Below are 22,637 nucleotides of genomic sequence, written 5' to 3'. Positions count from 1 at the left end.
TAGGAATTGCGCCAACGGCGGCGTTCAGGCGGCTCCGTATCTAAGCGTCTGCAATCAAATCGGCCGGCAGCAAGCCGCGCTCGATCATCGCGGCATCCCACGGCGGCACGCGCGAGAAGGCCGCGGTGATGTGCTCGATGAAGAGGCGCAGCTTGAAGGCGTTGCGCGAAGTGCCCGCATAGACCGCGCTGAGCGAGAACGAGGACAGCTGGTGTTCGGGCAGCACCACCTGCAGATCGCCGCCCAGGATCGCATCGCCCGCCACCAGCGTCGGCAGGCAGACGATGCCGGCATGTTCGAGCGCGTATTCGCGCAGCAGGTGCACGCTGTTGGTCAAGAGCGCGGCGCTCATGTAGATCGTCACCTGCTCGCCTTCGTGATGGAAGGTCCAGCGGTCGCGGGTCGGATAGCCGGAATAGAGGCCGAGCGTGTGCTTGTGCAGGTCGCGCGGACTCTGCGGCGCGCCGTGCGTGCGCAGGTACTCGGGCGTGGCGCAGAACACGCGGCGCACCGGGAAGAGCGGCCGCGAGACGAGTTCGGTGGAAGCGGCCGGAAAGATCTGCAGCGCACAGTCCACGCCGGTCTTGACCGGATCCACCACCGCGTCGCTCACGATCAGTTCGAGGTGGATGTCGGGGTAGCTGACCTGGAAGGCGCGCAGCAGCGATGCAAAGTGGCCGAGCACGAAGCCGGTCAGCGCGTGGATGCGCAGCGTGCCGGTCGGCCCGGCACGCGCGCCGCGCATCTGGTCCATGATGTCATTGGCCCGCCCGACCAGTTCGGTGCAGTCGCGCAGGAAGGCCTGCCCGACGTCGCTGAGCCGCACGACCCGCGTGCTGCGGTGGAAGAGCGGCGCGCCGACGTGGTCTTCGAGCTGCTTCACGCGGCTGGTGACCACCGACTTGGCCACCCGCATCTGCCTGGCGGCCTCGGCGAAGCTCTGGGTCTGCGCGACGCGGACGAATGTCTCTATGTTTTCGAGGCGGTCCATCGATTCAGCGCGACACCCATGCCGCCGGCGCGCCCGGCCTCTCTTCGCTCATTGCAGGGCGCGGGCAGCGCCGAGGATCACGTCTTCGGACGGGAGCTTGCCGATGCCGGCCATGCCCTCGGCGGCGCACTCGATGTCCATCCAGCGCACGATGCCGTCGCGATCGATCATGAACATCGCCTTCAGCTGCGGCCATTGCCGATCGATATCGGCCAGGTCGGCCGGCGTGTTGACGTAGCCGTCGAGTTCCTGCAGCACCCTGCCGGCCTCGGGGATCGGCAGCGGCTCGGGCAGTTCGCCGGTGGGGTTGATCCGGGTGGTCTCCATCTCCTGCATCATCGCCGGCGTCGGCTCGGGCTTCGGCACCCTGAACGCGCGGTGCGTCGTCAAATCGGGGTCGGACGCCAGCCGCAGCCGCGTCGGCCTGAACTTGAAATACAGCCGCGCGTTCTCCGGCGCCGTCGCCACCACGGCCAGGCTCTCGACGCCCAGCGCCTTGAGCTTGCCCTCGAGCGCGCCGAGCTGGACGATCTGTCGTCGGCAGAACGGACACCACAGGCCGAGCATCAGCGAGAGGAACAAGGGGCTGCGCCCGCGGTAATCGGCGAGCGAAACGGTCTCGGGCCCGGCCACTGCCGGCAGCGCGAAATCGGGGGCGGGTTCGCCCGGCATCACGGGTTGACTCATCGCGGATGTCATGTCGAGGCTCCTTCCGGCAGGTTCAACAAAGGAACGGAAGCACCATCAGGGCGTCGGGCTCGAGGCCGGCGCGTTCGCAAACCGCCTGCGCCTTCGCGAGATAGGCCTCGGCCTCGGCCGGGCGCCCAGTGTCGAGATACAACGTTGCCAAACCATCGTAGCAGGGAAAGAGCAGTTGAGGCTCGTCGACCTGCTCGGCCAATTGCAACGCCTCCCGGTACCACGCGAAGGCGCGCGCATGATCGCCATGGCACTGGTGGATCTGGGCCAGCACGATCAGCGGCACCGCGAGGTGATCGAGCAGTCCGAGCCGGCGGTCCAGGCTGGCCGCGGCGTGCGCCGCCGCGATGCCCTCGGCCTCGCACCGATTGGTCAGTGCGCAGTAGGCCACCGCCAGGTTGGCATACAGCCGCGACTGGAAGCCGAGGTCACCGACCTTCTTGGCGGTTTCGAGTCCGCGCAGGCAGGTCTCGATGCTGCGCTGCGGATCGAGCGACGCGTACAGCACGCCCAGGTTGGTGTAGCCGCGGCAGGCCGCCTGCAGAAGGTTGTTGGCTTCGGCCTCGGCGACGCTGCTTTCGATATGCCCCACCGCCTCGACCGGCCGCCCCAGGCGCGCCAGCGCGATGCCGAGCGTGTTGCATGCCTCGGCGCGCACGACGTTGGCCTCACGCGTGCGCCCGGCGGCATCGGCGGGCACCTCGGCCAGCGCGCGCTGCGCCAGCGTCAGGGCGGTGGCGTTGTCGCCGGCACGAAAGGCGAGCCGGCCCATCTCCTGGAACAAGTGCGCGCGTTCGATCGCATCGCCGTCTTCGCCCAGGCGAGCCAGGCCGGCGTTGAAGCAGGCACCCGCGCGCTCGCGCTCGCCGGCCTCCCAGTGCAGGCCGCCGATCTTGCGCAGCAGGCGCGCAGCCCGCACCGGATCGCGCTGCCCTTCGACCGCCCGCTGCACGAGCTCGTAGTGCGCCAGCGCCTCGGCGCGCCGGCCCTGCAGGCCGAACAGGTCGCCGAGCCGCTCGCGCGCGTCGAGCTCCGCGGCCTCGACCTCGGCCGCTGCGGCAGCCGTGTCCACCGATGCCTCGGCCAGAGTGCGCAGCGCGCGCTCGTAGTGGCGGATCGCGTCGTCGTTCGCATAGACCGCGCGCGCCCAGTCGCCGGCGGCCAGCAGGTAGTGCGCGCCACGCGCCTTGTCCGGCGACAGGCTCCAGTGGTGGCCCAGCGCCTCCAGCTCGGCCAGGCGGCGCGGGCCGCGGCCTTCGCCATCGGCCGGGGCCTGCGCATCCGCGCCGAGCTCGGCTTCCAGCGCGCGGCCCGCGCGCTGGTGCAGCTCGGTGCGACGCGCCAGCAGCAGGTTTTGATAGGCCACCTCGTGCAGCAAGGCGTGCGTGAAGCGCCAGCGTTGTTCGCTGGACCCGTCGGCGCGAATCAGGTCGGCCACGGCCAGCCGGTGCAGCGCCGCCTCGGTCGACCTCGGCTCGCTCGCGATGCGCTGCAACAGCGCGCGGTCGAACTCGGCCCCCAGCACGGCCGCTTCCTGCAGCGCCCGGCGGTCCTCGGCGGCCAGCCGGTCGATGCGCGACAGCAGCAGGCCATACAGCGTGGGCGGAACATCCGGCGCGTCGCAATCTGCCGCGCACACCCAGCGCCCTTGCTTGCGCACCAGCAGGCCACGGCCGGCCAGGCTGCGCACGACTTCCTCGACGAACAGCGGGTTGCCGCCGGCGCGGGCCGCGACGAAATCGCGCATCGGCGCCAGGCCGTCGTCGGCAGCAGGGGCTCCGAGCAGATGGTTCACCAGCGAGCGGGCGTCCTCGTCGCCGAGCGGGCCGAGCTCGACCGTCGAGTGCTCGGCGAGCAGGGTGCGCAGCGCGCGCCCATCGGGGCGCTGCGAGACCAGCAGCATCAGGGGCCGGTCCGCCAGCTGGTCGACGACCTCGCGCAGCAGGTCCACCGAGGCCGCGTCGGCCCATTGCAGGTCGTCGATGACGACCATGACCGGCTGCCGCGCCAACCGCCGCTCGAGCAGAGCGCGCGCCGCCAGCGTGATCTGGCGCTGCAGCTGTTCGGGTTCGATGTCGCGGGGGCGGGCCTCTTGAATGCCGAGCAGGTAGTTCAGCACCTGCGCCACCGCATCGGCCTCGTCCGCATCGGCACCCAGGGCCTGCAAACCCTGTTGCAGCTTGCGCCGGGCCGCCTCCAGCGTGTCGGCCTCCTCGACGCGGTAGGCCTCGCGGAACAGCGCGCCGAAGGTGCCGTAGGTCGGCTCTCCGAGCGACGAGCAGGTGGTGCGGCGCACGACCGTCGCGGCGAACCGGCCGTCGCTTTCGAGCCGCGCGAACAGCTCGGCAAGAAGGCGCGACTTGCCCGCGCCGGCCTCCCCGATCACGCTGACGAGCTGGGCCTGGCCGCGCTGCATGCGGTCGAATGCGGCCAGCAGGCACGCGATCGCCGCGTCGCGCCCGACCAGCGGCGCCGCCAGTCCGAGTTCGGCCAGGCCGCGCGCGGAGGCCAGATCCGTGCGCGCGCCGGCCAGGCGGTGAACCCGCATCGGCTGCACCTTGCCGCGCAGCGCCAGCTCGACGGCCGGCTCGAAGGCGAAGCGGTGCCGCACCATGGCCTGCGTCGCCTCCGACACCAGCACCGTGCCCGGCTCGGCGGCCGCGAGCAGCCGCGAGGCGGTGTTCACGGTATCGCCGGTGACCGCGTAGGCGCTGCCGGCGCCCTGCCCCAGGCTGCCGGCCACCACCGCGCCGGTGTGGACGCCGATATGCAGCGTCACGGGTCGCCCGAGGCGCGCCGCCCACTGCCGGCTCAGGCGGTCCACGCGTTGCATCATTTCCTGCGCGGCCTCGAGCGCACGCAGCGGGTCGTCCTCGTGCGCACGCGGCGCGCCGAACACCGCCATCACCGCATCGCCGACGAACTTCTCGACGAAGCCGTCGTAGTGCGCGATGGCCTGCGCCATCGTCTCGAACAGCGCGTTCTGGAAGCTGCGCAGCGTTTCGGGATCGAGCCCTTCGGCCAGCGAGGTGAAGCCCGTCAGATCGGCGAACAGCACGGTGACCTGGCGTCGGTCGCCCTCTTGCTCAGAGTTGTTCTGCGCCGGATGGCGCGCCGCGCCGCAGCGCGGACAGAAGGCGAAATCCGAGTCGCTGACGCAACCGCACGCCGGGCAAAGACAGGTCGTGGCCATTGGAGCCCGATGCTGCGCCACTTCGGGCCCTTGCGCCACTGGCAAGCATGCTTGCTGCTAACCTCGACCCATGTTCAATCCCTCCCAAGAGGAAGTGCGTCGTTTCTTCTGCGACGTCTTCGCCAAGAGCCGCCAGGGCCTGCCGATGGAAGCGCTGGAAGTCATCGCCAGCCGCTGGATCGACGAACACCCCGAGTACCACGCCGACCTGGCCGATGCCGATGCCGCGGTGGCGCGGGTCTACGACGGCAAGGACGGGCGCGAGAACCCGTTTCTCCATCTCTCGATGCACCTGTCGATCAGCGAGCAGTGCTCGATCGACCAGCCGCGCGGCATCCGCCAGGCGGTCGAGCTGCTGGCCGCGCGCCGCGACTCGCTGCTCGATGCGCACCACGAGGCGATGGAATGCCTGGGCCGGATGATGTGGGAGAGCCAGCGCGCCGGCCGGCCGCCCGACGGCGAGGCCTATGTGGCCTGCGTTCAGCGGCGCGCCACGCGCGACTGAGCCATACCGGCCTCGCGCAGCAGCGCGATCAGCGCCTGCCGCGCGGCCGAAGGCTCGGCATCGCTGCGCAACAGCAGACCGACCGGCTCTTCGGTGCCGGCGGTGTCGATCGCCAGCCGCACCAGCTGGCCGCTCGCGAGGTCGTCGCGCGCGGCGCCGATGGGCGTGAACCAGACGGCGTCGGAACGGATCAGCAACGCGCGCGCCACCGAGAGATCCAGCGTCTGCGTCACGTGCGCGGGCAGGCGCAGACCCAATCCGGAAAGAAAGCTCTCGGTGTGGTGGCGCGGGATGGTGCCTTCTCCGTAAATGACGAGCGGATGGCGCAGCACCTCCTGCACCGAAGGCGCGCCGCTCGCCAGTGGATGGCCGGCGCGCGCCACCAGCGCCAGCGGCTCCGTGTAGAGCAGCTCGAAGGTGAGCCCCGCCATCAGCTGCGGGTCGCTCATGCGGCCGGCCACCAGGTCCAGCTCGCCCGCGCGCAGGGCATCGAGCAACGGGCCGTTGGCGCCGGTCTGCACCTGCACCTGCAGCGTGGGCAGCCGCTCGCGCAGCGCCGCCAGCGCAGCGGGCAGCAAGGACGGGGCGACGCTCGGCAGCGCGCCGATGCGCAGGCGCTGCGGGCGCGTGCCCGACGCCGGCATCACGGCCTCGGCGCTGGCATCGAGCGCTTCCAGCACGCGCAGCGCATGCGCGAGCAATTGCTCCCCGGCCACAGTGAAGCCCTGGATGCCGCGCCGGCCGGCGCTGCCGCGTTCGACCAGCCGGGCGCCGGCCAGGGTTTCGAGCTCGGCCAGGGTCTTCGATACCGCCGGCTGGCTCAGCGCCAGGCGCTCGGCCGCCCGCGCCAGGTGGCGCTCCTGCGCCACCGCCACCAGGCAGCGCAGGTGCCGCAGCTGGACGCCACGGACGAAGGCTTCGGAACTGGCCGCCATCGAATTACTGTTGGTTATGAAAAATCGCCAAGACGTCAATTTACATCAGCAATGCGCATGAATAGAGTCGGGTTCATCCCCACGATCCCGGAGACAAGCCCATGACCACACTCACGCCGCGCGACTGGCCCAGCCATCCCTCCTACGTTTATTCCGGCTACAAGTCGACCGCGAAGCGCGGGCCGCTGCAGCCGCTGATTCCGCTCAAGGCCTCGCTCGGCGAACTGCGCCAGCCGGTCTACGGCCACAGCAGCATCGGCGAGCTCGACCACGACCTGACGCGCAACGCGCGCAAGAATGGCGAGCCGCTGGGCGAACGCATGATCCTCACCGGCCAGGTGCTCGACGAACGCCGCCGCCCGGTGCGCAACACGCTGGTCGAGCTGTGGCAGGCCAACGCGGCCGGCCGCTACGTGCACAAGGTCGACCAGCACGACGCGCCGTTGGACCCGAACTTCCTCGGCGCCGGCCGCTGCCTGACCGACAACGAGGGCCGCTACCGCTTCCTCACCATCAAGCCGGGCGCCTACCCCTGGGGCAACCATCCCAATGCATGGCGGCCGCAGCACATCCACCTGTCGCTGTTCGGCGAGCACTTCGCGAGTCGCCTCGTGACGCAGATGTACTTCCCCGGCGATCCGCTGATGCAGTACGACCCCATGATCACCGGCACGCCGGAGAAGGCGCGCAACCGACTGGTCTCGGACTTCAGCCTCGACGTCACGGAGGACGGCTATGCGCTCGGCTACGTGTTCGACATCGTGCTGCGCGGCGCCGACGAAACGCCCTTCGAAACCCGTTGAGCCAGGAGACACGCACCATGATGAGCGCACTCGAAACCAATTTCGGCCAGACCCCTTCGCAGACGGTCGGCCCCTACTTCGCCTACGGCCTCACGGCCACCCAGTACGGCTACGACTTCGACCAGCCTTTCGACGCAGTGCTCGCGCTCGATGGCGCGCGCGGCGAACGCATCCGGATCGAGGGCCGCGTGATCGACGGCGACGGCAAGCCCATCAACGACGCGCTGGTCGAGATCAGCCAGGTCGACGGCACCGGCGCCTATCCGAAGTCGGTCGAGGATGCGCAGGCCATCGGCTTCCGTGCCTTCGGCCGCGCCGGCACGGGCACCGATCCTCAGAACCGCTTCGTCTTCCACACCGTCAAGCCCGGCGCCGAGACGGCGGGCGAAGCGCCGCACATCAACGTGATCGTGCTGATGCGCGGCATGCTGCTGCACGCCTTCACACGCATCTATTTCAGCGATGAGGCGAAAGCCAATGGGGAGGACAAGGTGCTTGCGAGCGTACCGGCCGAGCGCAGGAAGACGCTCGTCGCCGAGCGCAGCGAGACGGGCGGGGCCGTGACCTATCGCTTCGACATCCACATGCAAGGCCCGCAAGAGACCGTCTTCTTCGATGTATGAACGACGGCTGACAACAAAAAGGCCCGAGAGGCTGGACAAAAACAAAGCCCGCTTGAAAGCGGGCTTTGTCCTTCTGTGGTGTGCGCTTCTTATTTGGCCCGGTGGATGCGCGATTCCGGCACCGTCTTCAATTCGCCCGGCAGCGAGCTGATGTAGCTGGCCAGTTCCTTGAGTTCGGCATTGCTGAACTTCTTGGCCTGGCCGCTCATGACGCCGTTGGAGCGGCCGATCTGCAGGTTCTTGTCGACCTTGTAGGACCTCAGCGCCACGTAGAGGTAGTCGGCATGCTGACCCGCCAGCTTGGCCACCGTGCCGTCATTCGGGGTGTTGAAGTTGACGCCGTGGCACTTGGTGCAGGCGTTGTCCTTGTCGCGCGAGATGAGGGCCTGCACGCGTTCGCTCGGCTGCTTGACGGCGGTGGCCGGCGGCGCGTCGCCTTCCTGCACGCCGAGCTGGCTGTAATAGGCGGCGAGGTCGGCGATGTCCTGCTCGCTCAGCGTGTCGGCGATGGCGCGCATGGTCGGGTGCTTGCGGTCGCCGCCCTTGTAGGCTGTGAGCGCCGAGGCGATGTAGGTGGCGCTCTGGCCCGCGATCATCGGAACCTTGTGGATCTCAGGGAAGCTGGCCTGGTAGCCGATGATGCCGTGGCAGCCCACGCACATCGCCACTTTCTTCGAGCCGTTTTCGGCATTGCCCGTGATCTTCTGAGCTTGGGCCGAGACCGTCACGCAAGCGACAGCGAAGGCAAACATCGTGGTCAACAACTTGTTCATTTTGCGCGCACAATCTCGTGGAGATACAGATTTCAGATCAACTTTTGATTATATGCGGGGGCCCTCTGCGGTCCCATGCGTGAAGCACCGGGCGTTGCGCGTCGCAGTTGAATGATGTGTCATTTCATCCACCCTGCTCCACGCCACTCATGAAATTCAAGGGTTCCGACAACTACGTCGCCACACAAGATCTGATGCTCGCGGTCAACGCCGCCATCACGCTCAAGCGCCCGCTGCTCGTCAAGGGCGAACCCGGTACCGGCAAGACGATGCTCGCGGAAGAAGTGGCGCAGGCACTCGACCTGCCGCTGCTCCAGTGGCACATCAAGTCGACCACCAAGGCCCAGCAGGGCCTCTACGAATACGACGCGGTGAGCCGGCTGCGCGATTCGCAGCTCGGCGACGCACGCGTGAAGGATATCCACAACTACATCGTCAAGGGTGTGCTGTGGCAGGCCTTCACCTCCGACGAGCCAGTGGCGCTGCTGATCGACGAGATCGACAAGGCCGACATCGAATTCCCGAACGACCTGCTGCGCGAGATCGACCGCATGGAGTTCTACTGCTACGAGACGCGCGAGCTGATCCGCGCCAAGCACCGGCCGGTGGTCTTCATCACCTCCAACAACGAGAAGGAGCTGCCCGACGCCTTCCTGCGCCGCTGCTTCTTCCACTACATCAAGTTCCCCGATGCCGACACGATGAAGAGCATCGTCGCGGTGCATTTCCCCGGCCTCAAGCAGGAGTTGCTGGCCTCGGCCATGAAGACCTTCTACGACGTGCGCAACCTGCCGGGCCTGAAGAAGAAGCCTTCGACCTCCGAGCTGCTCGACTGGCTCAAGCTGCTGGTGGCCGAAGACATTCCGCTCGAGGCGCTGCAGAGCAAGGACGACAAGGTCGCGGTGCCGCCGTTGGTGGGCGCGCTGCTCAAGAACGAGCAGGACGTGACGCTGTTCGAGAAGCTCGTCTTCATGCAACGCCACAACCGATGAGCGAAGGCCGCCAACCCACCCGCCAGTTGCTGCTGCTTGGCGTGGCACAGGCGGTCATGTTCGTCGTTGGCGCGCTCCTGGGCCGCTGGCTCGGCCTCGCGCTCGGCTTCGACGCCCTGGGCAACGGCGGCTACAGCAACAGCGCCATTGCCGGCATCCTGCTGATCGGCCTCGGCGGCGGTGGCGGCGTGCAGATCGCGCGCGCCTGGTACATGCGCAAATACGGCTCTCCGAGGAGTTGACGATGGGGTTTGTCGAGCCAGTCACGCTCAGCTCGCGCGGCATCGCGCTGGTGCCGCTCGCGCTGGCGCACGAAGAAGGCCTGCGCGCCGCAGCGGCCGACGGCGAGCTGTGGAACATCCGCGTCACCTCGGTGCCCGAGCCGCAGGACACGCGCGGCTACATCGAGAGCGCACTGCAGATGCGCGAGGCCGGCAACCGTTTCGCCTTCGCGGTGACCGACGAAGCGAGCGGCACCGTGCTCGGCTCGACGAGCTATCACGACATCCTGCCCGCGGTGAAGCGCGTCGAGATCGGGTACACGTGGTACGCCAAGCGCTGCCAGCGCACGCACGTCAACACCACCTGCAAGCTGCTGATGATGGCGCACGCCTTCGATACCCTCGGCTGCCACGTGGTCGGCTGGCGCACGGACAATTTCAATCACGCGTCGCAGCGCGCCATCGAACGCCTCGGCGCCAGGAAGGACGGCGTGATCCGCGGCCATGCCCTACGCCGCGACGGCACGATCCGCGATACGGTGATGTACAGCCTGCGATCGGGCGAGTGGCCCGAGGTGCGCGCCCAGTTGCTCTATCTGCTGGACAAGCCGCGTCCCGAACCCAAGGAGTGATGCGCCATGCTGATCGACTTCTTCTACACCCTGCGCTCGGCCAAGCTGCCGGTCTCGGTCAAGGAATACCTGACGCTGCTCGAAGCGCTGCAGGCCGACGTGGTGGGCCCGAACTCCGACGATGCCTTCGGCCTCGACGACTTCTACTACCTCTCGCGCACCGCGCTGGTGAAGGACGAGAAGCACTACGACAAGTTCGACCGCGCCTTCGCCGCCTACTTCAAGGGCGTGGAGATCGTGACCGACTTCACCAAGGAAGTGCCGCTCGACTGGCTGCGCAAGACGCTGGAGCGCGAATTCACGGCCGAGGAGAAAGCCAAGATCGAGAAGATGGGCTGGGACGAGCTCATGGAAACGCTCAAGAAGCGCTTCGAGGAGCAGAAGGAACGCCACGAAGGCGGCAGCAAGTGGATCGGCACCGGCGGCACCTCGCCCTTCGGCCACGGCGGCTACAACCCGCAGGGCGTCCGCATCGGCGGCGCGGGCAAGAACAAGAGCGCGGTCAAGGTGTGGGACCAGCGCGCCTACAAGGACTACGACGACAGCCAGGAACTCGGCACGCGCAACATCAAGATCGCGCTCAGGCGGCTGCGCAAGTTCGCGCGCGAGGGCCACGAGGACGAGCTGGACCTCGACGACACGATCCGCTCGACGGCGGCCAACGCCGGCTACCTCGACATCAAGATGCGGCCCGAGCGCCACAACAACGTCAAGGTGCTGTTGCTGATGGACGTGGGCGGCACGATGGACGAGCACATCCAGCGCGTCGAAGAGCTGTTCTCGGCCGTCAAGACCGAGTTCAAGCACCTCGAGTTCTATTACTTCCACAACTGCGTCTACGACTTCATGTGGAAGAACAACCGGCGCCGCTTCTCCGAGAAGTTCGCGACCTGGGACATCATTCGCAAGTACAACAAGGACTACAAGCTGGTCTTCGTCGGCGACGCCACCATGAGCCCCTACGAGATCCTGCAGCCGGGCGGCAGCGTCGAATACAACAACGAGGAAGCCGGCGCCGAGTGGATCCAGCGCCTGACCCACGCCTTCCCGAAGTTCGCATGGATCAACCCGGAGCCGCAGGGCGTGTGGCAATACCGGCAAAGCATTGCCGTGATGCAACAACTCGTGTCGCATCGCATGTATCCGCTTACTCTCAAGGGCCTCGAAGAGGCCATGCGGCTGCTGTCAAAATAGCCCCCGCATGCAGCAAGCACGCGGCGGGATAGGCCATCCGTAGAGCCGCAAACGCGTAAAAAAGTTGTCACAACGTTGAGACCTCAGGTTACAGTTAACACCTAAGGATTCAAATAAGGCGTTTTGTTGACGCTGCGTCCGCAGGAGGTGTGCCATGTCTGCCGTGCTTTCTTTTCCGCTGGACTCCCCGGTACTCGAGCAGCCTTTGGCCGGCGCATTGCTGGAAGCGCGATTCCAGCCACCGGCCGATTTCATCAGCATCCGCGGCATGCGCCTGCCACGTGCCGAGCTCGTCGACCGCTCCCTTTTTGCACCCGAGCAGCGCGAACGCCTGCACCAGAAGTTGCTGGCCGCCTCGCCGTTCCCGCACCTGGTTCTCGAGAACATCTTCCACCCGACCCTGCTGGAGCTCGTGGCCGAAGAGTTCGACATGCTTCCCGACGGCGGCTGGGCCGACATCAAGACCCAGTACGAATCGACGCGCCGCTCGGTGCTCGGCGTGGCGCTGGGCCCGGCCTCGCAGCTGTACTTCGACATCATCAATTCAGGCTGGTTCATCGACTGGCTGTCGTCGCTCAGCGGCGTCGACTACCTGCTGCCCGATCCCAAGCTGTTCGGCGGCGGGCTGCACGAAAGCAGGACCGGCGCAACCTTCGCCGTGCACCGCGACTTCAACCGTCACCGGCATCTGGGGCTGAAGAACGAGATGGTCTTCATCACCTACCTCAACAAGGGATGGGACCCGGCCTGGGGTTCCGGGCTCGAACTCTGGGACAAGAAGCAGGACCGCTGCGTGACCACCGTGCAGCCCGAGTTCGGCCGCACCATCGTGCTGCCGCACGGCCCCGCGAGCTACCACGGCCACACCAAGCCGCTGCAGGCGCCGGACGGACGGCCGCGCCGTTCGGTCGCCGCCTACTACTACACCAGCCCGCTCGCCGGCAAGCAGCACGGGGACGAATCGGCCTCGGTCTTCATGAAGACGCACCGCGTCGACCGCGTCAAGGCGCTGGCCCGCATGCTGACGCCGCCTGTGGTCTGGCTGCTGGCGCGAAAGGTCAGCGGGCGCGCCTGAAAAAGGAGCCCCGCGCTCCCCCGCCCGTCGAGGGCGCCCTCTGCGCATGCTGTCAAAATGGCTGCATGCTCAGGGTGGTTCGCTCTCTCGCGCCGGCGTGGATGCCGGCGTTCTTTTGTGCAGGCACCCTTCTGTTGCAAGGGTGCAGCCTGCTGCCGAAGAGCGAGCCGGCGGAAACGCAAACTGCCGCGAGCCCGGTAACCAGCAGCGACAGGCCGGCATCGCAGCGCGACGCGTTCACGGTGGAGGTGAAGGCGCCCGACACGGTGCGCGACTACCTCGTGCGCAATCTCGAAATCCAGCGCTACCGCCAGCTCGACGATCTCGGCGCGGCCGAACTCTCGCGCCTGATGGTGGCCGCCGAAGGAAACGCACGCGAGCTGCTCGGCACCCTCGGCTACTTCACGCCCACGCTCACGCTGGAACTGCGCGAGACGCCTGAAGCCAAGGCGCCGCGCGAGGTGACGATCACGGTCGAGCCCGGCGAACTCACGCGCGTCGCCAACGTGCAGATCGGCTTCGGCGGGCCGATCGAGAGCGACGCCGCGGCCGAGACCCAGCGCGACACGATCCGCACCGACTGGCCGCTGCGCGCCGGCCAACCCTTCACCCAGCTGGCCTGGGACAACGCCAAGGCCGCCACGCTGCGCAGTCTGACGGCCAAGCGTTTCCCCACCGGCAGCATCAGCGCGAGCCGCGCCGAAATCGACGCCGACCGCAGCGAGGCCAAGCTCAGCCTCAACTACCAGTCCGGCCCGGCCTACCGCTTCGGCCCGCTGGACGTGCGCGGCAGCGAGCGCTACGACGCCGACGGCACGCGCCGGATCGCGCGCATACCCACCGGCAGCGACTACGACCAGCAGAAGCTGCTCGATGCGCAGCAGCGCCTCGCGAGCAGCGGCTACTACGACTCCGTCTTCCTGACCCTCGACACCGACGGCACCAACCCGCTGTGGGCGCCGGTCATCGCCCAATTGCGCGAAGCGCCGCTGCAGAAGGTGGTGCTGGGCGTCGGCTTCACCACCGACAGCGGGCCGCGGCTTTCGATCGACCACATCCACAACCGCATGCCGCTGCTCGGCTGGCGCGCCGTCTCCAAGCTCTCGGTGGACCGCGAAACCAAGTCGCTGGGCACCGAGTGGAACGCGATCCCCGACGACAAGGGGTGGCGCTTGTTCGGCTCGGGTCTGCTGAAGAACGAAACCTCCGGCAGCTACAAGGTCGACAGCGGCCGGCTGCGCGGCGGACGCAGCAAAGCCGGCGACCACATCGACTTCAACTACTTCCTGCAGTACGACTACACGCAGAACCGCGGCATCGCCGCACCGCCGTCGGCCTCGGCGCTGAGCGTCAACTGGGGCTGGACCGGCCGCTACTTCGACAACGCGGGCGCACCGACGCGCGGCCACGGCCTGGCGCTGGAGCTCGGCCTCGGCTACACGCTGACCGGCGAGCACCTGCCCTTCACGCGCGTCTACGGGCGCTGGCTCGGCATCGTGCCGCTCGGCACCGTGAAGAGCGACGACGGGACTCAGGCCCGCAGCGGCCGCATCCAGCTGCGCGCCGAGGCCGGCGCCCTGGTGGCCCAGGATCGCGCGCAGATCCCCTCCACGCTGATGTACCTGACCGGCGGCGACACCACGGTGCGCGGCTACAGCTACCGCCAGATCGGCACCGTGCGCAGCGACGGCCAGATCGTCGCCGGCCGCTACCTCGGGGTCGCCAGCGTCGAATGGCAGCGCCCCTTCGTCTATCGCGGAAAGATGACCGAATGGGAGAGCACGGTGTTCGTCGATGCCGGTGCCGTGGCCGACAAGCCCGGCGAACTCAAGGCCAAGGTCGGCGTCGGCGTGGGCGCGCGCTGGCGCAGCCCGGTGGGACCGGTGCAGGCCGACCTGGCCTACGGCGTGGACACGAAGAGATTCAGGCTGCACCTGCGGCTGGGCTTCACCTTCTGAAATGCAGGAACAGACGCAGTCCCCCGCCCCGTCGCCGAAGCGCTCGCTCGGCCGCCGTGCGCTGCGCGCACTGGCCTGGAGCCTCCTCGGCCTGGTCGTGCTGGTGGCGGGGCTCACGGCCGGCGCCTGGTGGTGGCTGGGCTCGAACGAATCGCTGGCCTTCGCACTCGCGCGCGCCGCGCGCTACCTGCCCGCGGGCCAGACACTGGAAAGCCGCGAAGTCACGGGCTCGCTGCGCGCGGGCGGGCGCATCGGCTGGCTGCGCTGGCAGAGCGAAGCGCTGGCGGTAGAAGTGCACGAGGCGAAGATCGGCTGGCAGTTGGCGCCGCTGCTGAAGCGCAAGGTGCAGCTCGGCGAAGTGCATGCGGCGCAGCTGCTCATCGAGCGTCGCGGCCCGGTCGACGACAAGCCGCTCGAGCCCCTGGAGCAGATCGTGCTGCCGGTCGAGGTCGAGCTGCCCTTCCGCATCGACGAACTGCGCTGGGTCGGCCCGCCCGCGCTGCAGGCCACCCAGCTGGCCGGCAGCTACCGCTATGCCGGCGCCGAGCATCAACTCGAGGTGAGCGGCGTGGACATCGCCGACGGCCACTACAGCGCGCGCGTCAAGCTGCAGGGTCCGGCGCCGATGGCAATCGATGCCGCGCTCGACGGCCGGGTGCGCGCCCCGCTGGCCGAGGACCGCGGCATCGACGTGCTGGCCCAGGCGACGGTGAAAGGCACGCTCGCCGGCGCCGATGCGCGGCTCGCGGTGGCGGCGCAACTGGAGCCGGCCGAAGACAGCACGGCGGCGCCGATGCAGGCGCAGCTCGACGCCCACATCGCGCCCTGGCTGCCGCAGCCCGTGATCGACGCCAAGGCCGATCTGCAGAACGTCGACTTGGCCCGCCTGTGGCCCGAGGCGCCGGCCACGCTGCTGAGCGGCAAGGTCGAGGCCGGCCCCGACGCGGGCAGCACAGGCGCCGCCACGATCTGGCAGGCCAGCGCCGACATCCGCAACGCCGAGCCCGGCCCCTGGGACACCGGCAAGCTGCCCGTCGAGCGGATCGAGGCGCGCGCCAGCTTCGACGGCACGACCTGGACCCTGCCCCAGGCGACCGTGCGCGCCGGCGGCGGCCGCATCGAGGCCGAGGGCCGCTGGAGCCCCGCACCCGCGCCGTGGCAAGCGCGCGCGAAGGTGCGCAGCGTGCGTCCCGGCGCGCTGCATACCGAGCTTGCCGGCGCACCGGTGAGCGGCAGCATCAATGCCGAGCAGCGCGGCGAAGCGCTGATATTCGACGTGGCGCTGCAGGCCGAGGGCGGCGCCGGCAGCAAGGCGATGGAAGGCCTGCGCCTCGACCGCGCGCTGGCGCGCGGCCAGTGGCAGGCGCAGGCGCAGGTGCTGGAGCTGCGCACGCTGCGCATCGAGGCATCGAACGCCAGCGTCGAAGGCAAGCTGCAGGTGCGCGTCGCAGACCAGGCCGCGAGCGGCGACTTGAAGCTTGCGATGCCGGGCGGCGGCGCCCAGGTGCAAGGCCGCATCGCGCCGGCCAGCGGCGGCGGCGAGATCAAGGCCCAGGTCGACGATGCGGCCGCGCTGCAGGCCTGGGTCGAGCGCCTGCCCGGGCTCTCGGCCGTGTTCGCAGGCATGACGGCGCAAGGCAGCGCGCGGCTCGATGCCAGTTGGCAAGGCGGCTGGCAAGCCGTGCAGCGGCGCCTGCAGAACGCCAGCGAACCGGCGCCGCGCGGCTCGGCCGAGCCCACGCTGAAAGCCAACCTGTCCGTGCCGCGCCTGGACCTGCGTCTGGCGCCGCCCGCCAACGGGCCCGCGGCCACCGTGCTGCTGCGCGAGCTGCGCGCCGAACTCGCCGGCAGCCTGGCGCAGGCCACGCTGGACTTGAAGGGCGAGGCCCGCAGCGGCACGCAGAAGTTCACGCTCGACACGCGCGCCAGCGGCGGCCTGGAGCGGGCGAAGCAGTGGCGCGTCGCGGTCGCCAGCTTGCGCGCGCAGATGCAGGACAGCGCCGCCGCCAGCACCGGCCCCTGGACCGTGGAGCTGAGCCGCACCGTCAGCGCCACCCTGCGCAGCGGCACGGCCGACCGCCTCGACGTGGAGGCCTCCGCCGCGGCCGCCACGCTGCGCGGACCGGCGCCCGGCACCGTGCGCATCGAGTGGGAACCCCAGCGCTACAGCCACCGCGGCGGCGCCTCCAACCGCGCCTTCCGCCTGCAATCGAAGGGCCGCCTGCAGGGCCTGCCGATGGCCTGGGCCGAGGCGCTGGGCGGTGGCGCCGCGCTGGCCGAGGTCGGCATCAGCGGCGACCTGCTGTTCAACGGCGACTGGGACATCGATGCCGGCGATGCGCTGCGCGCGCGCGCCCGGCTCAGGCGCGAAAGCGGCGACATCCGCGTGCAGGCCGGCGAGGCCGCGCTGGTCACGCGCATCACGAGCCGCGGCACCGGCAGCGCGAGCGAACGCAGCATGAACGCGGCCGGCGACGGCCCGAGCACGCCGGCCGGCCTGCGCCAGGCCGAGCTGCGGCTCGATGCCGAGGGCGATACCGTGCGCGCCGGCCTGGCCTGGGACAGCGAGCGCGCCGGCCAGATCAACGCCGAAGCCAGCACGCGCGTGCAGCAGCGCGCGGGCGGCTGGCAATGGGCGGCCGATGCGCCGCTGGCCGGCCGCGTGACGGCGCGCCTGCCCAATCTCGGCGTCTGGTCGATGCTGGCGCCGCCGGGCTGGCGCGTGGCCGGCACGCTGGAGGCCGACGCCGCACTCTCTGGCAATCGCGCGCTGCCGCGCTGGAACGGCACGCTCGGCGCCGACAAGCTCGCGCTGCGCGCGCTGGTCGAGGGGCTGGACCTGCGCGACGGGCGCCTGCGCGCGACGCTCACCGGCGAGCGCATCGAGATCACCGAGTTCACGCTCAAGGGCGGCACCGGCAGCAGCGCGCGCATCCCGGGCCAGAGCGGCAACCTCAGCACTGCGGCCAGCGAGGCCGCGAGCGATGGCGGCACGCTCTCGGCGCGCGGCGAGCTCAGCTGGGGCGCGGCGCCGGCCGCCGGCACCGGCATCCGCATGGCCATGCAGGCCCAGCTGCGCGCGCTGCGCATGCTGGTGCGCAGCGACCGCCAGGTCACGCTCTCGGGCGACCTGCAAGCGCGGCTCGACGGCGGCCAGTTCAGCGTGCGCGGCAACCTCAAGACCGACCGCGCCGTCGTCATCCTGCCCGACGAGACCGCGCCCGGCCTCGGCAGCGACGTGGTGGTGCGCTCGGCCGCCAAGGACCGCGAGGCCGCCGAAGCCACCCGGCGCCAGGCGGTGCGCGACGATGCGCAGGTGGCCAAGGCGCAGACCGCGAAGCCGCCCGACATCGCGGTCAACTTCGATCTCGGCAATGATTTCGCGGTGCAGGGGCGCGGCCTCACCACGCGGCTGGAGGGCAAGCTCGACATCCGCAGCACCGCGTTGAACGCGCCGCCGCGCATCACGGGCGAGGTCAGGACCGTCAAGGGCCAGTACCGCGCCTACGGCCAGCGGCTGGACGTGGAAACCGGCGTGGCGCGCTTCAACGGCCCCTTCGACAATCCGGCACTCGACATCCTCGCGATCCGGCCCAACATCTCGCAGCGCGCCGGCGTCCAGATCAGCGGCACCGCACAGACGCCACGCGTGCGGCTGTATTCCGAGCCCACGCTGTCGGACGCGGAGACGCTGTCGTGGGTGGTGCTGGGCCGCGCCTCGGCCACCAGCGGCGGCGAATCGGTGCTGCTGCAGCAGGCCGCGCTGGCCTTGCTGGGCGGGCTCGGCAAGGGCGGCACCGGCGGCGGGCTCGCGAGCCGCTTCGGCCTCGACGAAATCGGCTTCAAGGGCCCGGGCAGCGGCGGCGACCTGCGCGAATCGGCCGTCACGGTGGGCAAGCGCATCTCCCAGGATTTCTACGTCACCTACGAGCGCAGCCTCTCGGGCACCCTCGGCTCGCTGTTCATCTTCTACGACCTGACCCGCCGCCTGACCCTGCGCGGCCAGGCCGGCCAGCAGAGCGGGATCGACCTGATCTACACGGTGAAGTACGACTGAACTGGTAAAGTCGCCATCGCCTTCGTCCTCGTAGTTCAATGGATAGAACGGGGTCCTCCTAAGACTCAGATACAGGTTCGATTCCTGTCGAGGGCACCAGTAAGTTGTTGATTTGATTGATATCGTTTGACGGCCGGGACAAGCGCGGGGCGACGCCCCGCGTGCAAGTGAAGCTGAGTCGCTTGGTCTGATGCCCTCGCAGTTCGGGGCCACGCAAGCCTACGAAGCGTGCGCATTCGGGTGGCCGACTTTTTATGCCCGCGCGTTGGAATTCGCGACAGCCGCCGGCATCGAGGAACCGCCCGTCAAGGGCGGGCGCCGAAGCAACCTCTACCAGCGCCGACTGACTGTCAGTTCCAAGCGTAGGGCGGCAAACTTAAGCCGGGCTTAGGAAGCCGCCTACCAATTCTCCAAGGGCGCGTCGAGCCACTGGGGAGCACGTGAACTTCCTTTTTAAGGTCATTCACCTGTGGAAGCCATCGCGGCTGCGACCTAATATTCGATCATGGAACCAAATCGAGACCCCGCCGAGGTTTTCGAAGAGCTGGCTGTGATGGCTGGCCTCCTGAAGGCTGGTGAACCGGTCCCGCCCGCTGTGCGGACCTTTGCTGAATGTGTAGTCACCGAGTGCGCTGCGCTCGGCGATGGCTATGGCACCGAAGATGGGACCGCAGGGGACCAGATACGGGCCAGCTTTCTTGAGTAGCGACCCTCGTCTGTAAGAGGCTGTGGGGCGCCTTCACCAAGCTTCAGGACGGCCTTGAGCGGTCCTGACGGCCGGGGGAAACTGGCACGCCGGATCGGCCAGGCGCTCGCCGCTGAGGTCTACTCAGTGCTGCGCCCACAGGGGCCGGGGGAGATATGCCATGTCCCTTTTCTTTGCAGCCGCCGAAGCCTTGATCGCCGACTATCTGAACGGACGCACCTTGCCGGAGGCCGTGCACAAGGCTGTAGTGCTTGCGGCCCGAACACGACTGCTCCACGGGGAGGAGCCCGTCCTTGACGAGGCGCTGTGCAGTGACATTGACCGCGAGGCGAATGAACCGATTCCGTCATCGGCTAAGAGAATCCGAGCGGGTCTCTAACCGGCCCGAAGCCTGTCGAGGGGCACTTGCCGACTAGGCAGAGCGGTGGTGGCGAATGTCCAGCCAATCCAGCAGCGTCGTGATCGTCAGGCCGGCGAATGACGCAACTTCCAAGACCAGCGCCACAACGACAGCCAGCAGCTGCGGGTCGGGCAGATCGAACTCGAGGAGATCCAAGAGTGAACGCTCTGGCGGAGGGGCTATGGGCGGAGGTGGAAAGACAATCTCAACCCCGACCAAGCTGGACAGCGAGATCGTCGCCAGCAGGAACATCCAGGCAAACAACCGTTGAAGTCTCTTGCACATCTCTGCTGGTGACCCCATGTCGCTTTGTCCTTTCCAACCCCAGTTCGGCCGTATCGCCTCATCCGACAAGGGCGCGCTGGCTATTGCATCTGAGAGTACGCCTTAAGTATTCATGGCTCCATAGGCGCTTTGTCATGACGCACATGGCTGCAATGCACCGGGGCACCGCGGAGGCGACAGCAACGGCTGCCAGAATTCGCCCATGACCGCCCCCCCCGCAGCACACGACCTCGCCGTCCTCATCGGCCGCTTCCAGCCCTTCCACAACGCCCACCAGGCCCTGCTGAAGAAGGCGCTCGAAGCGGCACCACGCGTGGCGGTGGTGATCGGCTCCGCCTTCCAGGCGCGTTCGCCGAAGAACCCCTTCAGCTGGCAGGAGCGCGCGGAGATGATCCGCCTTGCACTGCCGGGGGCCGACCGCGAGCGCGTGCTCTTCGTGCCGATGCGTGACCACTTCGACGACGAGCGCTGGTTCGCCGAGGTGCGGCAGGAGATCGATGCGGCGCTCTCCGCGCAAGGTGCATCCCTGCCCTCGTCGACCGTGCTGATCGGCCACGTCAAGGACGCCACGCGCGACTACCTCCACGGCTTCGAAGGCTGGACGCTGCAAGCGGTGGAGCGCGTTCACACCGCGAGTGCGAACGCGGTGCGCGCCGCGATCTTCGGCAACGCGAAGGACGCGCCGCAAACGCTGGCCCGCGCCGTGCCGGCGAGCACTCTCGCCTTCCTGCGCGCATGGATGGCCGCGCCGCTGTTCGGCCAGCTTGCGCAGGAGTGGGAGATCCTCCGACAGCACGACGAGTCATGGGCCGCATCGCCTTACCCGGTGGTGCTGGTCACGGTCGATTGCGTCGTGAAATGCCGCGACCACGCGCTGCTGATCCGCCGCGGCCATGCGCCGGGCAAGGGCCTGGCCGCGGTGCCGGGCGGCTTTCTCGAACAGCGCGAGACCACGCTGCAGTCCGCGCTGCGCGAACTCGAGGAAGAAACGCACCTCGATCTTCCGGCCGCCACGCTGCTCGCCTGCCTGGCCAGCACCGAGGTCTTCGACCGCCCCGATCGCAGCCAGCGCGGCCGCACCATCACCCACGGGCATTTCTTCGATCTGGGCGATCGCGAGCTGCCGGCGGTGCGCGCGGACGACGACGCCGAGGCCGTCGAGTGGGTGCCGATCGGCGAACTGTGCGCGCGCGAAGAGCAGTTCCTGGACGACCACTTCCAGATGCTCGATCACTTCCTCGGGCTGCTGCCCCGGCCGGCCGCGCTGGCCTGAGCCTTCTTCGCTTCAGGCGAGCGCTTCGGCCGCGAGCGGCGCGCTCGCGCGCCCGCGCTGCAGGGCTTCGATCTGCTCGGCCAGGTAGAGTGCATCGCGCGCCACGCCGGAGAAACGACCCGAGCCCCAGGTGTGCAGCCACGGCAGTCCGAGGAAATAGAGCCCGGCCTGCTGCGTCACGCCGCGCAGGTGCATCGGCTCGCCGCGCCCGTTGAACACCGGCGCATCGACCCAGGCGAAGTCGGGCAGGAAGCCGATGCACCACAGCACGCTCGTGATGCCCGACGCGCGCAGGCTCAGCGTGGCCCGTTCCTCGGCGGGCTCCCACACCGGCACGTAAGGAACGCCCGGCGGCGCATCGATGCCGTTGCCGGCGATGAACTTGTCGATCGACGCATTGATGCTGTTGAAGACCTGGTCCGCATGATCCAGGTGCTCGCGCAGGTTGGGCTGGAACTGCAGCAGGTCGCCGTCGAGCCCGGTCAACAGGCCGTAGAGCTCCATGCCCTCCAGCGCGAAGCGGCGCAGGTCGATGTCACGCCCGCCGTCGCGGCCGGTCACGTAGTGGTTGGTGTTGTCGCGCACGCCTTCGCGCAGCGGATGCTCGGTGACCGGCATGTCGTAGTAGTTCATGTCGGCCAGCCAGTCGACCACGTCCTTGCCGCGGTAGAAGCGCGCGCAGCGCGGCGCATTGCCGGTGGCCAGGAACACCTTGCGGCCGGCGAGGTGCAGGTCTTCGGCGATCTGCGCGCCCGACTGCCCGCAACCCACCACCAGCACCGCGCCCTCGGGCAGCTGCGCCGGATTGCGGTACTGCGCCGAGTGGTACTGCACCACCGACGAGGGCAGGCGCTCGGCCATGCGCGGCACCACCGGCTTGTGGTACCCGCCGGAGGCCACCACCACCTGGTCGGCGGTGAAGCGGCCGGCGCTGGTCTCGACCGTGAAGCGATCCGCCTCGCCGGCGCGCGAGACCTTGTTGACGCTCACGCCTTCGAGCGCGGGCGCCTGCACCTGCTCGACGAAGCCGGCCAGCCAGGCATTGAGCTCGTCCTTGACCATGAAGCCGTGCGGATCGCTGCCGGTGTAGGACCAGCCGGGCAGATTGCACTGCCAGTTGGGCGTGACCAGGCAGAAGGAATCCCAGCGCTGCGTGCGCCAGGTGTGGACCAGGCTGCGCTTCTCGATCACCAGGTGGTCGATGGCGCGCTGCTGCAGGCAGTGACTCATCGCGAGGCCGGCCTGGCCGCCGCCGACGATGATGATGCTGTAGTGGGTGCTTGAAGTGGTGGGCATGTGGGGCATCTCGAAAAGGAGGCGAA

19 protein-coding genes and 1 tRNA gene are annotated in these 22,637 nt (G+C 68.7%); 13 read left to right on the top strand and 7 right to left on the bottom strand.

The annotated features are described in order from the left end of the window. Nucleotides 1-40: 40 nt before the first annotated feature. From ACSQ89_RS05400 to ACSQ89_RS05390, 3 genes are read right to left on the bottom strand one after another with little or no spacing between them, the layout of a single operon-like run. Nucleotides 41-991 (bottom strand): LysR family transcriptional regulator, encoded by a 951-nt coding sequence (locus ACSQ89_RS05400; RefSeq protein ID WP_093109591.1) that lies wholly within the window; start codon nt 989-991, stop codon nt 41-43. 48 nt (nt 992-1,039) lie between these two features. Further along, nucleotides 1,040-1,690 (bottom strand): peroxiredoxin family protein, encoded by a 651-nt coding sequence (locus tag ACSQ89_RS05395; protein ID WP_093109590.1) that lies wholly within the window; start codon nt 1,688-1,690, stop codon nt 1,040-1,042. Between the two features lie 22 nt (nt 1,691-1,712). After that, complete coding sequence (locus ACSQ89_RS05390) at nt 1,713-4,883, bottom strand: adenylate/guanylate cyclase domain-containing protein (RefSeq protein ID WP_436293739.1); 3,171 nt, start codon at nt 4,881-4,883, stop codon at nt 1,713-1,715. Between the two features lie 70 nt (nt 4,884-4,953). On the opposite strand from ACSQ89_RS05390, the gene ACSQ89_RS05385 reads away from it, so the two are divergent. After that, nucleotides 4,954-5,388, top strand: a complete 435-nt coding sequence (locus ACSQ89_RS05385; protein WP_093109588.1) for a DUF1841 family protein — start codon at nt 4,954-4,956, stop codon at nt 5,386-5,388. Here ACSQ89_RS05385 and ACSQ89_RS05380 read toward each other — a convergent pair. Then, nucleotides 5,364-6,323 (bottom strand): LysR substrate-binding domain-containing protein, encoded by a 960-nt coding sequence (locus ACSQ89_RS05380; RefSeq protein ID WP_093109587.1) that lies wholly within the window; start codon nt 6,321-6,323, stop codon nt 5,364-5,366. The two genes, ACSQ89_RS05385 and ACSQ89_RS05380, sit on opposite strands and share 25 nt — an antisense overlap. A 101-nt stretch (nt 6,324-6,424) precedes the next feature. Here ACSQ89_RS05380 and pcaH point away from each other — a divergent pair, with 101 nt between their 5' ends. Both pcaH and pcaG read left to right on the top strand, forming a co-directional pair. Further along, entirely contained in the window at nt 6,425-7,126 is a 702-nt protein-coding gene (gene pcaH / locus ACSQ89_RS05375; RefSeq protein WP_093109586.1) for a protocatechuate 3,4-dioxygenase subunit beta, read from the top strand. Nucleotides 7,127-7,143: 17 nt separating this feature from the next. Next, nucleotides 7,144-7,749, top strand: coding sequence for a protocatechuate 3,4-dioxygenase subunit alpha (gene pcaG, locus ACSQ89_RS05370; RefSeq protein ID WP_093109585.1), 606 nt, complete (start codon nt 7,144-7,146; stop codon nt 7,747-7,749). 89 nt (nt 7,750-7,838) lie between these two features. On the opposite strand, the gene ACSQ89_RS05365 is transcribed toward pcaG, so the two are convergent. Next, complete coding sequence (locus ACSQ89_RS05365; RefSeq protein ID WP_436293740.1) at nt 7,839-8,522, bottom strand: c-type cytochrome; 684 nt, start codon at nt 8,520-8,522, stop codon at nt 7,839-7,841. A gap of 149 nt (nt 8,523-8,671) precedes the next feature. On the opposite strand from ACSQ89_RS05365, the gene ACSQ89_RS05360 reads away from it, so the two are divergent. From ACSQ89_RS05360 to ACSQ89_RS05320, 9 genes are all read left to right on the top strand, one after another. After that, nucleotides 8,672-9,514 (top strand): AAA family ATPase, encoded by an 843-nt coding sequence (locus ACSQ89_RS05360; protein WP_093109583.1) that lies wholly within the window; start codon nt 8,672-8,674, stop codon nt 9,512-9,514. Further along, nucleotides 9,511-9,756 carry a hypothetical protein gene (locus tag ACSQ89_RS05355; RefSeq protein WP_093109582.1) on the top strand — a complete coding sequence of 82 codons (246 nt, stop codon included), beginning with the start codon at nt 9,511-9,513 and terminating at the stop codon, nt 9,754-9,756. The genes ACSQ89_RS05360 and ACSQ89_RS05355 overlap by 4 nt, the downstream gene beginning before the upstream one ends. A gap of 2 nt (nt 9,757-9,758) precedes the next feature. Next, on the top strand, nt 9,759-10,367 hold the full coding sequence (locus tag ACSQ89_RS05350) for a GNAT family N-acetyltransferase (protein ID WP_436293741.1): 609 nt from the start codon (nt 9,759-9,761) through the stop codon (nt 10,365-10,367). Between the two features lie 6 nt (nt 10,368-10,373). Then, nucleotides 10,374-11,561, top strand: coding sequence for a vWA domain-containing protein (locus tag ACSQ89_RS05345; protein WP_093109580.1), 1,188 nt, complete (start codon nt 10,374-10,376; stop codon nt 11,559-11,561). 154 nt (nt 11,562-11,715) lie between these two features. Next, a complete protein-coding gene (locus ACSQ89_RS05340) occupies nt 11,716-12,636 on the top strand; it encodes a 2OG-Fe(II) oxygenase (protein WP_093109579.1) in 921 nt (306 codons plus the stop codon). A 65-nt stretch (nt 12,637-12,701) separates the two neighbouring features. Continuing rightward, nucleotides 12,702-14,594 (top strand): autotransporter assembly complex protein TamA, encoded by a 1,893-nt coding sequence (locus tag ACSQ89_RS05335; protein WP_093109578.1) that lies wholly within the window; start codon nt 12,702-12,704, stop codon nt 14,592-14,594. A gap of 1 nt (nt 14,595) precedes the next feature. Continuing rightward, the gene (locus ACSQ89_RS05330) at nt 14,596-18,651 is read left to right on the top strand and encodes a translocation/assembly module TamB domain-containing protein (RefSeq protein ID WP_436293742.1); all 4,056 of its coding nucleotides are present in this window, start codon (nt 14,596-14,598) and stop codon (nt 18,649-18,651) included. A 24-nt stretch (nt 18,652-18,675) separates the two neighbouring features. Next, nucleotides 18,676-18,750: transfer RNA gene (locus ACSQ89_RS05325), tRNA-Arg, on the top strand. A 767-nt stretch (nt 18,751-19,517) separates the two neighbouring features. Then, nucleotides 19,518-19,736, top strand: a complete 219-nt coding sequence (locus tag ACSQ89_RS05320) for a hypothetical protein (RefSeq protein WP_436293743.1) — start codon at nt 19,518-19,520, stop codon at nt 19,734-19,736. Nucleotides 19,737-19,769: 33 nt separating this feature from the next. On the opposite strand, the gene ACSQ89_RS05315 is transcribed toward ACSQ89_RS05320, so the two are convergent. Then, entirely contained in the window at nt 19,770-19,913 is a 144-nt protein-coding gene (locus ACSQ89_RS05315; protein WP_436293744.1) for a hypothetical protein, read from the bottom strand. A gap of 331 nt (nt 19,914-20,244) precedes the next feature. Here ACSQ89_RS05315 and ACSQ89_RS05310 point away from each other — a divergent pair, with 331 nt between their 5' ends. Beyond that, nucleotides 20,245-21,315 (top strand): NUDIX domain-containing protein, encoded by a 1,071-nt coding sequence (locus ACSQ89_RS05310; protein WP_436293745.1) that lies wholly within the window; start codon nt 20,245-20,247, stop codon nt 21,313-21,315. A 12-nt stretch (nt 21,316-21,327) separates the two neighbouring features. Here ACSQ89_RS05310 and ACSQ89_RS05305 read toward each other — a convergent pair whose 3' ends face one another. Further along, complete coding sequence (locus ACSQ89_RS05305; protein WP_436293746.1) at nt 21,328-22,611, bottom strand: MSMEG_0569 family flavin-dependent oxidoreductase; 1,284 nt, start codon at nt 22,609-22,611, stop codon at nt 21,328-21,330. Nucleotides 22,612-22,637 lie beyond the last annotated feature (26 nt).

Source organism: Variovorax sp. LjRoot175 (assembly GCF_964253805.1).
Classification (GTDB): Bacteria; Pseudomonadota; Gammaproteobacteria; order Burkholderiales; family Burkholderiaceae_C; genus Variovorax.
This window is presented reverse-complemented; position numbering and strand designations above follow the sequence as displayed.